Origin of the sequence: Thioalkalivibrio sp. AKL17, from assembly GCF_000377885.1 — a bacterium.
GTDB classification, from domain to species: domain Bacteria; phylum Pseudomonadota; class Gammaproteobacteria; order Ectothiorhodospirales; family Ectothiorhodospiraceae; genus Thioalkalivibrio; species Thioalkalivibrio halophilus.
Genome location: NZ_KB898767.1, coordinates 288912 through 304313, shown reverse-complemented (window position 1 = coordinate 304313; position 15402 = coordinate 288912). Strand labels below are relative to the sequence as shown.

Sequence of the window (15402 nt, the reverse complement as noted above, 5' to 3'; positions counted from 1 at the left end):
CTTCATGCGTCGGTTCCGGCGGTTTCGGTTTCGGTTTCGGCGACGGCCGCACCGGCGGGAGCCTGCTCGCGGGCCAGCCGGTTCTTGATCATCTCCAGCAGGGTCCGCCGGTCGTACTGCCCCTTGCGCAGGACCCGGAGCGTTCGTTCCTGAAGCTGACGCGCCTCGTCCGGCTCCAGGTCCTTGGCGGTGATGACGACCACCGGCACATCACGCAGCTCGGGGTCCCCCTGCATGGCCTCGAGGACGCCGAAGCCGTCCAGGTTCGGCATCATCAGATCCAGCAGGAGCATCGAGGGGCGTTTTTTCCCCATGGACTCCAGCGCCTCGATGCCATCCCCCGCCGGTGCGGTGGCGATTCCTTCGCGGTCCAGGAGCCGTTCCAGGACGGCCCGGGCGTCGGGGTCGTCATCCACAACCAGAACGTGGTCACCATCGCCCGGTTTGCCATGACGGTTGATGATCTGCATCAAGTGACGCGTATCCACCGGCTTTGTGACCACGTTGCCCAGGGGCAGTGCATGGGCGGAGTCGCCGTCCTCGCGCTGGCCCACCATGATCAGCGGGATCTCCGAAGCCCCGGGCATCTGCTTGAGCGTGGTCACCAGTGTCCAGCCGTTGCCCTGCTCCATCTGGCAGCCCACCGCAATGAGGTCCGGGTGCACCTCCTCGACCTTTTTCAGCGCCTCGTCCACGGTGCTGGCGAACACCACCGAGTAGCCTTCCTCCTCCAGCCCGCCACCGATCATGCGGTAGAGGTTCTCGTCCTGGTCGAACAGCAGGAGGGTGCCGGTGCTCTCGCTCGGCTCCGGCGCCGACTCGCTGGAAACGCGCGGCAGTTCCACGGTGAAGGTGGATCCCGCACCCGGCTCGCTGCTGACGGTGACGTCTCCGCCCATCATGCGGGCGAAGTGACGGGTGATGGCGAGCCCCAGACCGGTCCCCCCGTACTTGCGGGTGGTGGAGGCATCGGCCTGGGAAAACGAACGGAACAGCCGGGCCATCTGATCCTCGCTGAGGCCGATCCCGGTGTCGCTCACGTGAAAATACAACCGGTCGGCCTCGGGGTCCGAGGCGTCCGGGCGCGTCTCGATCTCCAGGCGAATCTCCCCGTTCTCGGTAAACTTGGCGGCGTTGGAGAGCAGGTTGAACAGGCACTGACGCAGCTTGGTGACATCGGTATGCATGGTGCCGGCCCCCTCGGCACCCTCGACGACCAGCCGGTTCCCGTTCTTGCCCACCAGCGGCGTGACCATCGCCTCGACCTCGGAGGCGATCTGGCTGACTTCCTGATCCTCCAGGTACAGCTGCATGCGGCCCGCCTCGATCTTGGAAATATCGAGGATGTCGTTGATAAGCATCAGCAGGTGGCGCCCCGCGGAGCGGATCTTGTCGAGGTCATCATCGAAGTCGCTGAAGCCCATGTCCTCGGCTTCCTCGAGGAGCATGTCGCTGTAGCCGATGATGGCATTAAGGGGAGTGCGCAGTTCGTGGCTCATGTTGGCCAGGAATTCGGACTTCGCCCGCGTGGCATCTTCGGCGCGTTCCTTGGCCTCGCGCATCGCGGCTTCGGCCTGCTTGCGGGCCGAGATGTCCAGCGCACTGAGCAGCAGGAGTTCACGCTCGCCCAGGGTGATCCGGCGTGCGGAGATCAGGGCCCAGAACGGGCTGCCGTCGGCCCGCCGCAGCTGCAGCTCGTGATGATCCAGGAAGGCCCCGCCGGCCAGGTTCTCCCGCAGCTCCTCCCAGTCCCGAGCGTTTTCGAACAGCATCCCGACATTCTCGATATCGGGTCCGAACAGGTCGGTCAGACGCCGATTGTGCCGCTCGATGACCCCCATGGCCGGTTCGCACAGCACCAGTGGCAGGGGGGTGGCATCGAACAGCTTCTCCAGCATCTCCTCGCGCCGGCGCACGGAGTCGATGAAGTAGTTCGCGGCCCGTCCGATGTCGCCGATCTCGTCGTTGCCCTCGACCGGAACCGAAGTATGTTCGCCCCCGACACAGCCGTTCATGCCGTGGTGCAGGGACTGCAGCCGGCGGACGACCCGACGGTTAACGTAATGGATGATCATCCCTGCCAGCAGGAGGCCGACGGCCATGGTGGTGGCGAGGACCGTCATGCGCTGATCCGAGAGCTCCTGCACCTCCTCCTGCCGCGTGATCACGCTGGTTTCCAGCTCGAAGGTGAGCATCGACAGCTCGCTGACCAGACGGCCGGCGCGGGCGCGGACCGTACCGAGCTCGGCCTGCACCGCCTCCGCCTGACGCAGCTGGCCTTCGCGCGTGGCCAGCAGTCCCGTGTCGCCGTGGACGAGCCGGCGCAGATCCGCGGTCAGCTGCCGGGCCTGCGGGCGCAGTGCCGGCGGCAGGTCTTCCGTCGCGCGGACGAGGATCTCGACGCGGTCCCTGGCCTGTTGGCGCAGCGGGGCCAGGTCTTCACGCGAGTCCACCGTCGCGGCCATGGCCAGACTCATGATCACCATGCCGGCGCGTCCCAGCCAGCTCGCCGGATAATCCGGGTCATCGCGCAGACGGCCCAGCCCGCTGCGCGCCTCGCGCAGATCGGCCAGTACCGACCGCGTGCGCTCCTCGTGAGCGGCATGTTCCTCCATGACCGCCTCCAGGGCACGCACCGAGCCCATCATGTCTTCGCGCAGGAAATCGAGTTCCTCGAGGGTTGCCGGGTCCACCTGGTTGCGCGGCATCTGTTCCAGAAGGGCACCGATATCGGCGTTGTAACGCTCGATTTCGGCAAAACCGGAAGCCCGCTCGGCCGTATCTCCGGCCGTGAGCAGGCCGACCGACGTGGAGACGATCGCCTCGCTGCGCTGGACCAGGTTGCCGGTCCCCATGAGTACCGGCACCTGTTCCGCCGCCAGTTCGTCGAAACTGCTCGCGAAGCGTTCGAAGGAAACGAGGGAAACGATACTCGCAACGACCGTGACGAGTGCGAGCCCGATCAGGCCGCCACGCAGGCGACTGGCAACTCCGAAGCGCATTGAAGCATCCCTCTGGATATCCATATGGCCCGTCCGGAACCATTCCCTGATCCGGACCGGGTGCTAATGCTGGCATGCTCCGTGCGGGATTACACCCCCGAAGCGTGAGCCAGGCGTTAGCCGAGGTCAGAAACTGCGTTAAAAAGGACTCGCCGGGGCGGAGGACGGCAGGCCCGGCGCGGCGTGATAGGCTTCACAAAAACACGGTGAAAGCGGCGGGAAGAGAAAGCGATGAGCCAAATCATCTATCGCCTGGAACGCAGTGACGGCAGCGAGTGGTGCTATCGGGTGGATATCCACCGCTCGCGGGACCCGGCGCGCCATAATGACGAGGCCCATCCGGACTGGACCCGCCTGGAATGCCGACAGTGCGAAAACTGTCCGCTGGACGCGCGCACCGTGGAATACTGCCCGGCGGCCATCGAGTTCGCCGATATCGCGCGGCATTTCGCCGACAGCCCGTCGGTGGAACGCATCCGGGGCCGCGTGGACGCCCCCGCACGCAGCTATCTGAAGGAATGCGACGTACAGGAATTCCTGCGCTCGCTGTTCGGGCTGATCATGGCCTCGGGCGCCTGCCCGATCCTGTCGCGGCTGCGCCCGCTGGCGGAATTCCACCTGCCGTTCGCCACCCTCGAGGAAACGCTGTACCGCATGGCGGGGACGTATCTGGTCCGTCAGTATCTCGACCGCCGGGAGGGTGAAGCACCGGACTGGGACATGGAAGGGCTGCAGGAACTGCATCGCGAGCTGAATACGGTCAACCGTGCCCTCATGCAGCGGATCCGTCTCGCGTCGCGGCGCGACGCCAACATCAATGCCATGCAGAACTTTGTATCCATCACCACGATCGTCGAGATGGACATCGACGCGAGCATGAACCAGCTCCTGGGTACCCTGCGCCAGGGGCTCTGAACGCCGCGGGACTACTTCGCGTCGAGTTCCCAGACGCCGTCGCCGGCCTCACCCTGTTCCAGCAATCGCGTGCAGCGTTCGACGTAGCGTGCCGCGGGCGGGTCCTGGTCGGCAATGGTCGCGAACAGCGCTCGCGCCTGCTCCACCCGGCCCTGGCGCAGGGTCTGCAGCGCCCGCGCGAAGACCTCATAGCGCTCGGGAGCCGCATCCAGGGCCAAGCGCGCGACCGGCTCATAGACCCGCACCGGCCGCGCCCGGCCGACCACGCGAATCTCGCCCAGCTCGCGGCAGTAAAGCGTTTCGGGGAGCTTCCCTACGGTGCTCTCCGCGATCAGGGTGTACGTGCCGAAGACCTTGTTCGCCCCCTCCAGCCGCGCGGCCAGATTCACCGCGTCACCGAGCATGGTGTAGTCGAAACGGGTACGCGACCCCATATTGCCGACCACTGCCTCGCCGGTGTTCACGCCGATACGCATCGCGAGATCGCGTCCGGCCCGCCCGCGCAGGCGCGGTGCCATGGCCGCCAGACGCCGCTGACATTCGAGCGCCGCCTCCACCGCCCGCCGCGGATGGTCGGGGACATCCACCGGCGCGTTCCAGAAGGCGATGATCGCGTCCCCCTCGTACTTGTCGATGGTGGCTCCACAGGCCGTGAGGATGTCGGTCATCTCCGTCAGGTACTCGTTGAGCAGCCGCGTGAGATCATCCGGTGACAGCCGCTCGCTGAGGCTGGTGAAGCCCTCCAGATCACTGAAGAAGATGGTGAGTTCGCGGCGCTCGCCCCCCAGTTTCAGGCGGTCGGGCTCCTCCAGCAGGCGCTCGATCACCTGCGGGCTGAGATACTGCGCGAAGGCCGCCTTGATGAAGCGCCGTTCACGGCCCTCGCGGGCATAGTTGTAGACCGCGGCCCCCACGGTCCCCGTCAGCCCGGCCACCAGCGGCACGACCAGGGGCAGCCAGACCCCGCCGGCATGCGCAAAGCCGGACAGCAGCACCGGCGCCACCAGGGCGAACGCAATCGCCAGGGCCGTGCTCGCACTGCTGCGCCCCAGCCCGGCGAGGAAGGCCGGCAGAAAGGCCAGCAGACCGACCAGCACCAGCGCCCGGGTGGCGTCGACCTCGCGCATGAAATTCTGCGTGGTCAGATTCTCCAGCATGGTCGCGTGGAACTCCACGCCGGGCGCACGCGGATCCAGCGGCAGCGGTCGCAGGTCGAACAGCCCGGCCGCCGACAGCCCCACCATCACATGCCGCCCTTCGAGTTCTGCAGGGTCGACCGGCGTGTCGGTGCCGGGGTCGGCGTCGGGGTCCGCCGCCAGCCGCAGTTCGCTCTGGATGACCGCGGCCGCCCGCAGCCGGGTACGTTCCGCACCCGGCCGCTCGAAGCGCAGGATCAGGCGGCCATCCGGGTCCAGCGGCACATGCCGTTCACCCACCCGCAGCGCCCGCCCGTCGTCCTCCAGCCGCAAACCGGGCGGCTCCTCCGATCCCGCGAGAAAGGCCGCCAGCCCCAGTCCGGGTACCAGCTCCCCGTCGAAGCGAGTCACCGGCGGGAGCCGGCGGTAGACCCCGTCGGGATCCGGGGTAACGTGCACGTTGCCCATGCGCGCCGCCGACTGCGCAAGCTCGGTCACCGGGAAGGTCGCGCGGGAAAACGCGGGGAAGGTGGCGCCGCCGGCCCCTTCCACCTCCACCGTCGCGGACGAGACGGGCGCGTCCTGCGGGAACCGGTCGTGGCGGGCGGCCTCCTCGCCGTACAGCGCGGCGAACACCGTCGGACCAAAATCCGCGGCGGCCCGCGCAAAGCGGCGATCGTCATGCACGCCGAAGCCGGAGTCGTCGGTATACAGCACATCAAAGGTCAGCGAGGCGGCCCCCGCCCGGCGGGCGAAATCAGCGATCACCGCCGGGTATTCACGCGGCCACGGCCAGCCCTGGCCCTGCGTGTCCAGCGCCCACTCGAGGCTCTGCTCGTCGACCAGGATCAGCACGACCTCGTCATCACCGCCCGGAGCCAGCAGGCCGGCCAGCAGACGCGCCTGCAGGTCGTAGGCCGCCCGCTCCGGCCCGTCCAGCCATCCCGACTGCTGCGCCACCAGGGCCAGCAGGACCGCCAGCAGCCCGGTCATCAGGGCCCGCCGGAAACGGCCTCCGGAGCGGGAGTTTGCGGACATCCGGGGGAGCGGTCAGAGGGCCGTGCGGAATCGCGAGAACCGCTTGGCCCGGGCTGTGCTGCGCGACTCCGCCGGCTCCAGCCCCAGCTCCGCGATGCGACTGGAGGGCGATGGATGGGTACGGGCGAATCCGGGGCCCTGCGGATTCCATTCGTCATCCATGCGCTCCAGCACGCGGCTCAGCGCCTCGGGGCGATAGCCGGTGCGCTCGAGGATGGCCACCGCCCCGTCGTCCGCCTCGCGCTCGAACTCGCGTGAATAGCCGTTCACGAACAGGGTCCGGGTGATGTCGTCGATGGAGTCCTCGAAGATGTCCGTCAGCTCGCGCAGATCATCGTCCCCCGCCAGCTGCGCCCCGGTCAGCGCCGCACTGGTGAGCGCCGCGGTCACGCGCGAGCTGCGGATCGCCTGCAGGCCGTGGCGCTCCTGCACGTGGGCGATCTCGTGCGCGAGTATGGCCGCCAGTTCGTCCTCGGTCTGCGCCAGCCGGGCCATGCCGCGAGTGATGAAGATATGCCCGCCCGGGGTGGCAAAGGCATTGAGCTCGTCGGAATCCAGCAGGCGGAAGGAATAGCCCTGGTAGAGAGTCGGGCGCTCCGAGTGCAGGGCCAGGACCCCGCCCAGGTTGTTCAGGTACGCCTGTGCGGCGGGGTCATCGAGGACCGCGTAGTCCTCCAGCACCCGGGCCGCCACGGCGCGGCCGATGAAATATTCCTGCTCCGGGGTGAAATCCTCCATGCTGCGCTCCGCCAGCTCGCCGGTCTGGCGCAGGCTTTCGGCCTGCCGCGCATCCAGCACGCCGGTCCGGGTCCCCAGCTCCGCACCCACCGAAGCGACCGTTCGGCAACCCGCCAGCAGCGCCAGCGACAGCACCAGGAACACCGGCAGCAGCAGGCAGGATCCATTGCGTACTCGCATCACTCACCCCCCGGCAGATGCAGCTCGCCCTGCTCGAGGAACGCCCTCAGATCCTCGGGATCCGCTCCCCCGGCTTCCATCCGGTCGACCGGGGCAAAGGACAGGCCGCGCTCACTGCGATAGCGCTCTTCCACTTCCTCGTTGAAGCCGCGCCCGGCCAGCGCGATCTCGTCGCGGTCCGCGTCCCGTTCAACGTCGTCCCCGTCCCCCGTCAGGATCACCGGATCCCGGCTCAGCGCGGACGGGTGCAGCCAGCCCTCCTCGCCGGCCTCGCTGCGCACCCGCAGGAATCCCTCGCGCCGGTCCCGCACCTCGACCCGGGTCCCGTAATCGAGATGCCCGCGTATCGCGGTCAGATGTCCGGGCGCCTCGCGCAGCTCGGCCGAGCGCACGGCCACGTCCCCGGGATCGCCGCGCTCGAAGGCCAGCGCGACGGAGCCGGCACCGGCGATGACCAGGACGAGAAACAGCACCGGGAGGTTTCGGATACGCAGCATGGAAGGACCTCGGCCGTGAGTGATTGCCCGCGTCGGAAAACCCGACGGACAATGGACATTCTTCCTACCGAAGCGGCCCCGCGGCGTCAAGCCGCCAGTACACGCCGGCAGGGGCGCCCGACGATGCCCCGGTACGGCGATGCGGACGCGGTGGGGGGATCGGTGGCTCACACCTCGCGGTAGATCTTCGCGCCTTTGTCGACAAACTCGACGGCCTTCTCCTGCATGCCCTTTTCCAGCGCCTCCTGTTCCGAAAGCCCCTGGGCCACGGCGTAGTCGCGCACGTCCTGGGTGATCTTCATCGAGCAGAAGTTGGGGCCGCACATGGAGCAGAAGTGGGCAACCTTGTGCGCGTCCTTGGGCAGGGTCTCGTCGTGGAATTCGCGTGCGCGCTCCGGGTCCAGTGCCAGGTTGAACTGGTCCTCCCAGCGGAACTCGAAGCGCGCCTTGGACAGCGCGTTGTCCTGCAGCTGCACGCCGGGGAAGCCCTTGGCGAGATCGGCCGCATGGGCCGCAATCTTGTAGGTGATAATGCCGTCGCGCACGTCCTGCTTGTTGGGCAGGCCCAGATGCTCCTTCGGCGTCACGTAGCAGAGCATCGCAGTGCCGTACCAGCCGATGTTGGCCGCGCCGATGCCGGAGGTGATGTGGTCGTAGGCCGGGGCGATGTCGGTGACCAGCGGGCCGAGGGTGTAGAACGGCGCCTCGAAGCAGTCTTCCAGCTCCTTGTCGACGTTCTCCTTCACCTTCTGCAGCGGCACGTGACCGGGGCCCTCGATCATCACCTGCACGTCGTGTTCCCAGGCCTTCTGCGTCAGCTCGCCGAGGGTCTCCAGCTCGCCGAACTGCGCGGCGTCGTTGGCGTCGGCCAGGCAGCCGGGGCGCAGGCCGTCACCCAGCGAGAACGAGACGTCGAACGCCTTCATGATCTCGCAGATCTCGTCGAAGCGGGTGTAGAGGAAGTTCTCCTGGTGATGCGCCAGGCACCACTTGGCCATGATCGAGCCGCCACGCGAGACGATGCCGGTCACCCGCTCGGCGGTCAGCGGCACGTACTGCAGGCGCACGCCCGCATGGATGGTGAAGTAGTCCACGCCCTGTTCGGCCTGCTCGATCAGGGTGTCGCGGAACAGCTCCCAGGTCAGGTCCTCGGGCTTGCCGTCGACCTTCTCCAGCGCCTGGTAGATCGGCACGGTGCCGATCGGCACCGGCGAGTTGCGCAGGATCCACTCGCGGGTCTCGTGGATGTTCTTGCCGGTGGACAGGTCCATCAGGGTGTCGCCGCCCCAGCGCGCGGACCACACGAGCTTCTCGACCTCTTCCTCGATCGACGAGGAGACCGCCGAGTTGCCGATGTTGGTGTTGACCTTCACCCGGAAGTTGCGGCCGATGATCATCGGCTCCAGTTCCGGGTGGTTGATGTTCGCCGGGATGATCGCGCGGCCGCGGGCGATCTCGTCGCGCACGAACTCGGGGGTTATTTCGTCCGGGATGGAGGCCCCGAACGACTCGCCGGCGTGGCTCCGCAGCAGCTTCTTGTAGCGCGGGTCGGCCCGCAGTTCCTGCAGGCGGTTGTTCTCGCGGATCGCGACGAACTCCATCTCCGGGGTGATGATGCCCTGGCGGGCGTAGTGCATCTGGGAGACGTTCGCGCCGGCCTTCGCGCGGCGCGGCGGGCGGATGTGCTCGAAGCGCAGGCTGGCCAGTTCCGGATCGGCGGCGCGGGCGCGGCCGTACTCCGAACTCGGGCCGTCCAGCCACTCGGTGTCGCCGCGTTCGTCGATCCACGCACCGCGCAGGTCCGCCAGCCCGCGGGTCAGATCGATGGTCGCCTCGGGGTCGGTGTACGGACCGGAGGTGTCGTAGACCGGGATCGGCGGGTTCTCCTCGGGCGTGCCGGAGGTCATCGTCGGCGTCTGCGCGACCTCGCGATACGGCACGCGGATATCCGCACGCGAACCCCCGACGTAACGCTTCCCGGAGTTCGGGAACGGGCGGGTGACGTCCGCGGAGACTTCGGCGGTCTTGCGGGCAAACGACTCGGGGATGGCACTCATGATCGGACCTCTGCTGCGACGCGTGAGGCGAAGGGAGCGCGGGCAGGGCGATCGCGGGGGCAGAACCCCCGGGTACAGCAGACCGTTGACCGAGCTTCCCTCCGCCGGTGTTAACCGGTTCAGGTTCGAGGGGACTCTCTCAGCCCGGTCGCCGCTCTCGACAACGGGGCACCCCCAGCTCACCTCCGAGTGTAACGCAGAGCCGTCCAGTAAGCACGGCGGGGCCGTTTGCGCTAGATTAATGGTCTGTGACACTCTTCGCGCCGCCATGAGCCCCAAGAACTTTGTCTTCGAACTGTTCGGCCGGTCCCCGGTGCGCCCGCTGCAGGCACACATGGACAAGGTTCGTTCCTGCATCGCCGAACTGCCGCCCTTTATCGAGGCGGTCGGATGGGATGACTGGGAGGCTGCCCGCAACCACCAGGAACGCATCGTCCAGCTCGAACACGACGCCGACCGCCTGAAGAAGGATCTGCGTCTGCACCTCCCCAAGGGGCTGATGCTGGCCATGTCGCGCCGCGACGTCCTCGACACCCTCCTCATCCAGGACCAGGTCGCCAACAAGGCCAAGGACATCGCCGGACTGATGCTGGGCCGGCAGATGCGCTTTCCCGACGACATGCAGGAGCCCGTGCAGCGGTTCCTGCAGCGCAGCGTGGATACCGTCGATCAGGCGGGGCGTGCGGTCAACGAGCTGGACGAACTGGTGGAAGCGGGCTTCCGCGGCCACGAAGTCGAGGTCGTGAACCGCATCCTGCAGAAGCTGGACGCCCTGGAACACGAAGCCGACGACGCGCAGCGCGAAGTCCGCGAGATGCTGTTCGCCCGGGAGACGGAGCTGCCGCCGGTGAGCGTCATGTTCATGTATCGCGTGATCGACTCCATTGGTGATCTCGCCGACCTGGCACAGCGCGTGGGCAGCCGCCTGCAACTGATGCTGGCCAAGTAACCACCCGACACAAGACGAGGCTCGGGAGACGGCATGGAATACGGCATTGTGCTGCTCGCCCTCGCGGTTTTCTTTGGCCTGTTCATGGCCTGGGGCATCGGCGCCAACGACGTGGCCAATGCCATGGGGACCTCGGTGGGGTCACGGGCCCTGACCATTCGTCAGGCGGTGGTGGTCGCCGGAATCTTCGTGTTTGCCGGGGCCTGGCTGGCCGGGGGAGAGGTCACCCAGACCATCCGCAGCGGAATGGTCGATTCCGAGCTGCTCGCGGACAGTCCGGACTTGCTGGTATTCGGGATGCTGGCGGCCCTGGCGGCCGCCGGAACCTGGCTGATGGTTGCGTCGTATTTCGGCTGGCCGGTTTCGACCACGCATTCCATCATCGGCGCCATCATCGGTTTTGCCGTGGTCGGCCTGGGCTTCGAGGTAGTGCGCTGGGAACGGGTGGGCACTATCGCGATGTCCTGGGTGCTGTCGCCGATGATCGGCGGCGCGATCGCCTTTGCCCTGTTTCGCAGCATCCAGCTGCTGATCCTGGATACCGCCCAGCCGCTGAAAAACGCCCGACGCTGGGCACCGCTGTACATCTTCCTGACGGCCTTCGTCACCGCCCTGGTGACCATGTTCAAGGGCCTCACCCATGTCGGCCTGAACCTGACCACGGTACAGAGCTACAGCCTGGCGACCCTGATCAGCCTGGGCGTGGTGGCGGCCGGCATGCTGGCCATCCGCCGGCTGCGCTTCGAAGAGACCCCGCCGGAGGAAAACGGCTCGCACTTCAGTGACGTCGAGAAGGTCTTCGGGGTGCTGATGGTGGTCACCGGCTGCGCCATGGCCTTTGCCCTGGGGTCCAACGACGTGGCCAACGCCGTGGGCCCGCTGGCCGCAGTGGTGGACGTCATCCAGACCGGCGAGGTGGACCCGGAGACGCTGGTCCCGATGTGGGTCCTGCTGCTGGGTGGGTTCGGCATCGTGTTCGGCCTGTTCACCTACGGCCACAAGGTGATCGCCACGGTCGGCACCGGGATCACCCAGCTCACCCCCAGTCGCGGCTATGCGGCCACCGCGGCCGCCGCCGCCACCGTAGTGCTCGCTTCCGGCACCGGCCTGCCGATCTCGACCACCCATACCCTGGTGGGCGCGATCCTCGGCGTGGGCCTGGCCCGCGGGATCGCCGCCATCGATCTGCGCCTGGTCCGCATGATCTTCATGTCCTGGATCGTGACTCTGCCGGCCGGCGCGATCCTGGCGATCGTGTTCTTCTTCGTGCTGCGCGGCCTGCTCGGCTGAATCCCGGGCCGGGGGCGGGGACCGGAGCCGGCCGGTGTCAGTTCTGCGGCCGCGGCGGCAACGGCCGCAGGCTGAACAGCAGCAGCCCCAGCCCCAGGACGCCGGCGGGCCACGCCGGCCAGGCGATCCCCAGCCATTGCGGCACGTCGAGCTGGAAAGTCAGGCCCGCCACCACCAGCAGCCCCAGCGCGGCCAGGCCTTCGCGGCGCCGGCGGTCCTGCTGGCCGAGCCCCTCCTCCAGTTCCCGGATCTGCTGGCGCAGCGCGGCATCACGTTCGGCCCGCTGCTCTTCCACCGTCAGGGCCTTCTCCAGATGCAGCGGGAGCTCCGGCAAGTGGGCCAGCAGCCGCGGCAGATGCTCGCGGGCACTGCGCAGGAACGCCCGCGTGCCCATGCGTTCGTGCATCCACTCTTCGATGAACGGCTTGGCCGTGGTCCACAGATCCAGCTGCGGATACAACTGGCGCCCCAGCCCCTCGATGTTGAGCAGGGTCTTCTGCAGCAGCACCAGTTGCGGCTGCACCTCCATGTTGAAGCGTCGCGCGGTCTGGAACAGGCGCATCAGCACCTGGCCGAAGGAGATCTCGTCCAGCGGTTTCTGGAAGATCGGCTCGCACACCGAACGGATCGCCGCCTCGAACTCGTCGACGCGGGTGTCCTTCGGCACCCAGCCGGATTCCACGTGCAGCTCCGCCACCCGGCGGTAGTCGCGGTTGAAGAAGGCGTAGAAGTTCTCCGCCAGATAGCGCTGATCGGAATCCAGCAGCGACCCGACGATGCCGAAGTCCACCGCCAGATAGGTGGGGTCCTCCGGGTCGGTGGCGTCCACGAAGATATTGCCCGGATGCATGTCGGCATGGAAGAAATTGTGCTGGAACACTTGGGTGAAGAAGATCTCCACCCCGCGTTCCGCCAGCAGACGCAGATCCACACCGCGTTCGCGCAGGGCAGCCACATCCGCCACCGGGATCCCGCCGATGCGCTCCATTACCAGCACGCTGCGTCGGGTGTGGTCCCAGATGATCTCGGGGATGTGGAGCAGATGGCTGTCGTCGAAATTGCGCCGGATCGCGGTCGCGTTGGCACCTTCGCGGATCAGGTCCAGCTCGTCGGTGACGGTCTTCTCGTATTCGTTGACCACCTCGCGCGGGCGCAGGCGGCGGGCCTCGCTCCAGTAGCGATCCGCCAGCGCGGCGATGGTGTGCATCACCTCGAGATCGGCGCGAATGGTCTTCAGGATCCCCGGACGGACCACCTTCACCACCACCTCGCGGCCGTCCTGCAGCCGCGCCTGGTGCACCTGGGCGATGGAGGCCGAGGCCAGCGGCGTGTCGGAAAACTCGGCGAAGGCGATATCCACCGGGCGTTCCAGTTCGGCCTCGATCACCGCTCGCGCCTGATCGGCGGGGAACGGCGGGACCCGGTCCTGCAGGCGCGCCAGCTCCACTGCGATATCGTCCGGCAGGAGGTCGCGGCGGGTCGACAGCATCTGTCCGAACTTGATGAAGATCGGCCCCAGATCCTCCAGCGCGCGACGGATGCGTTCGCCACGCGTGCCCCGGGTGCGGCGGAACCAGTTCCACGGGGCGAGATAGAGCAGGAAACTGAGCGGGCGCAGCGGCTTCAGCGTGAACAGGATAACGTCCAGCCGGTAGCGCACCAGGACGCGGGCGATGGTCCACAGCCGCAGACCCTGGTAGAAACTGCGTCGCATGGGCGTCAGGCGTCTCCGGATTCGAGACGGCGCAGACGCGCCTCCAGCCGGGCAGAGTCGTCACGCAGGCGGGCCACGTCCTCGCTGAAGGCCTCGAAAGCCCCGGACGGCGGCAGCCAGCCTGCCTCGTCGCGGGCATAATCGGCCAGGTCCTCCGCCGAGCGCGTGGTGGCGTGGCGAAAGCCGGTTACCGCCCGCCGGAACAGGTCCTGCAGCGGACCCGCGGACCCGGCGCCGGCGACCCGTTCGAACAGCGCCGCCCAGTCATGCTCGGCCTCGCCCAGCGCGCGCTGCAGATCGGAGAGTGCCGTGGCATCCCCCTCGATCGTCAGCCCGCTGCGGTCGTCGCGGGCCATGGCCGCGCCCAGCGACAGCGGCGAGCCGGAAACCCGCGCGTCCACCGGTTCTTCCACCCCGCCGATCACCTGCAGCCGGTCGGCCGCACCCACCAGACTGAATGCGACCCCCGGCGGTTCCACCACGATGGCCACCGCGCGGCCGGCCAGGCGCTCGCGTGCCGGTTCCGGCGCGGCGGCCAGGATCTCGTTCAGCAGGGTCTCGACCAGAGCGGTGACGGGGCTCGGCAGGGCAGCAGGCTCGGCCATCGCGATTCTTCTCCGGCTGTTACAGGCGGGTAGCGCGGTGCAGGGCGACGATGCCGCCGGTAAGGTTGTCGTATTCGACGCGCTCGAGGCCGGCATCGCGCATCAGCCCGGCGAGGGTTTCCTGATCCGGGTGCATGCGGATGGATTCGGCCAGATAGCGATAGGAATCGGCATCATTGGCCACCAGACGCCCCATCAGCGGCAGGAGCTTGAAGGAATAGACATCGTAGGCCGGCCGCAGCGGCGCCACCGGCTGCGAGAATTCGAGGATCAGCACCCGGCCGCCGGGCTTGAGCACCCGGCGCATCTCGGCCAGGGCTTTCTCCTTGCGGGTCACGTTGCGCAGGCCGAAGGCCATGGTGATGCGGTCGAAGGACTCGTCGGGATACGGCAGGACTTCGGCATCCGCCTGCACGTATTCGATGTTGCCGACCCGGCCCTCGTCGATCAGCCGGTCGCGCCCGGCCTCCAGCATGGAGGCGTTGATGTCGCACACAACGACCTGGCCCTTCGGCCCGACCCGCGGCGCGAACGCACTGGCCAGATCGCCGGTCCCGCCAGCGAGGTCGAGGATGCGCATGCCGGGCCGTACCCCGGCGCGTTCCACGGTATAGCGCTTCCACACGCGGTGGATGCCCATGGACATCAGATCGTTCATCACGTCGTAGCGCGAGGCCACGGAGTGGAACACCTGTCCGACCCGCTCGGCCTTCTCGGATTCGGAGACGGTCTGGTAGCCGAAGTGGGTCTTGCCGGGGTCGTCGTCGTTCATGAGTCTTCTTGCGTCAGTGGGTGCGGCGTTCGTGACCGGCCTGATGCAGCCGTTCCATGTAATCCTGCCACAGACGCTCCTGTTCCGTACCCAGCTTGTAGAGGTAATCCCAGTCGTAGATGCCCGTATCGTGGCCGTCGGAGAACACCAGCTTGACCGCGTAGTTGCCGACCGGCTCGATCGCGGTGATGTTCACGTCTTCCTTGCCGACCTGCAGCACCTCCTGCCCGGGGCCGTGCCCGCGCACCTCGGCCGACGGCGAATACACCCGCAGGAACTCGCAGGGCAGCTCGAAATGCGAGCCGTCGGCGTAGCGCAGCTCGAGGATGCGCGACTTCTGGTGCAACTGGATGTCGGTCGGTCGATGCGTGCTCGTGCTCATGCGGCCTCCGCTTGCCGTCGCGGGAATGGGGGGCCGGGCCCATTCAGCCCGGGGTTCCGTAGGGCGAGGATACCAGCCCCCCGCATGCCGGTGCGCAGATCCCGGCGACCGGGACCGGGTTCCGCCG

12 protein-coding genes and 1 riboswitch are annotated in these 15402 nt (G+C 67.6%); of the genes, 3 read left to right on the top strand and 9 right to left on the bottom strand.

The window, feature by feature from the left end; all coding sequences use genetic code 11:
• Positions 1–2: 2 nt before the first annotated feature.
• Positions 3–3002: a response regulator gene (locus tag D577_RS0109780; protein ID WP_018947300.1), complete on the bottom strand. Its 3000-nt coding sequence runs from the start codon at positions 3000–3002 to the stop codon at positions 3–5.
• 231 nt (positions 3003–3233) lie between these two features.
• On the opposite strand from D577_RS0109780, the gene D577_RS0109775 reads away from it, so the two are divergent.
• Complete coding sequence (locus D577_RS0109775) at positions 3234–3917, top strand: hypothetical protein (RefSeq protein ID WP_018947299.1); 684 nt, start codon at positions 3234–3236, stop codon at positions 3915–3917.
• An 11-nt stretch (positions 3918–3928) separates the two neighbouring features.
• Here the strand turns inward: D577_RS0109775 and D577_RS0109770 are convergent, their stop codons facing one another.
• The 4 genes from D577_RS0109770 to thiC all read right to left on the bottom strand — a co-directional run bounded on the left by D577_RS0109770 (position 3929) and on the right by thiC (position 9563).
• Positions 3929–6046 (bottom strand): CHASE2 domain-containing protein, encoded by a 2118-nt coding sequence (locus D577_RS0109770; protein ID WP_018947298.1) that lies wholly within the window; start codon positions 6044–6046, stop codon positions 3929–3931.
• Between the two features lie 57 nt (positions 6047–6103).
• Positions 6104–7009 (bottom strand): M48 family metalloprotease, encoded by a 906-nt coding sequence (locus tag D577_RS0109765; RefSeq protein ID WP_018947297.1) that lies wholly within the window; start codon positions 7007–7009, stop codon positions 6104–6106.
• Positions 7009–7506, bottom strand: a complete 498-nt coding sequence (locus tag D577_RS0109760) for an SH3 domain-containing protein (RefSeq protein WP_018947296.1) — start codon at positions 7504–7506, stop codon at positions 7009–7011. The genes D577_RS0109765 and D577_RS0109760 overlap by 1 nt, the downstream gene beginning before the upstream one ends.
• Positions 7507–7673: 167 nt before the next feature.
• Positions 7674–9563, bottom strand: a complete 1890-nt coding sequence (thiC, locus tag D577_RS0109755; protein WP_018947295.1) for a phosphomethylpyrimidine synthase ThiC — start codon at positions 9561–9563, stop codon at positions 7674–7676.
• Between the two features lie 79 nt (positions 9564–9642).
• Positions 9643–9749, bottom strand: a riboswitch (TPP riboswitch).
• Positions 9750–9831: 82 nt separating this feature from the next.
• Here thiC and D577_RS0109750 point away from each other — a divergent pair.
• Positions 9832–10512 carry a TIGR00153 family protein gene (locus D577_RS0109750; protein ID WP_018947294.1) on the top strand — a complete coding sequence of 227 codons (681 nt, stop codon included), beginning with the start codon at positions 9832–9834 and terminating at the stop codon, positions 10510–10512.
• Positions 10513–10545: 33 nt separating this feature from the next.
• The gene (locus D577_RS0109745) at positions 10546–11802 is read left to right on the top strand and encodes an inorganic phosphate transporter (protein WP_018947293.1); all 1257 of its coding nucleotides are present in this window, start codon (positions 10546–10548) and stop codon (positions 11800–11802) included.
• 37 nt (positions 11803–11839) lie between these two features.
• On the opposite strand, the gene ubiB is transcribed toward D577_RS0109745, so the two are convergent.
• Genes ubiB through D577_RS0109725 form a run of 4 tightly spaced genes read right to left on the bottom strand, consistent with a single transcriptional unit; the run spans position 11840 to position 15275 of the window.
• Entirely contained in the window at positions 11840–13516 is a 1677-nt protein-coding gene (ubiB, locus tag D577_RS0109740) for a ubiquinone biosynthesis regulatory protein kinase UbiB (RefSeq protein WP_018947292.1), read from the bottom strand.
• Between the two features lie 5 nt (positions 13517–13521).
• Positions 13522–14121, bottom strand: coding sequence for an SCP2 domain-containing protein (locus D577_RS0109735; protein ID WP_018947291.1), 600 nt, complete (start codon positions 14119–14121; stop codon positions 13522–13524).
• Positions 14122–14140: 19 nt separating this feature from the next.
• Positions 14141–14893 (bottom strand): bifunctional demethylmenaquinone methyltransferase/2-methoxy-6-polyprenyl-1,4-benzoquinol methylase UbiE, encoded by a 753-nt coding sequence (gene ubiE / locus D577_RS0109730; RefSeq protein WP_018947290.1) that lies wholly within the window; start codon positions 14891–14893, stop codon positions 14141–14143.
• A gap of 13 nt (positions 14894–14906) precedes the next feature.
• Positions 14907–15275, bottom strand: coding sequence for a gamma-butyrobetaine hydroxylase-like domain-containing protein (locus tag D577_RS0109725; protein WP_018947289.1), 369 nt, complete (start codon positions 15273–15275; stop codon positions 14907–14909).
• Between the last annotated feature and the right edge of the window lie 127 nt (positions 15276–15402).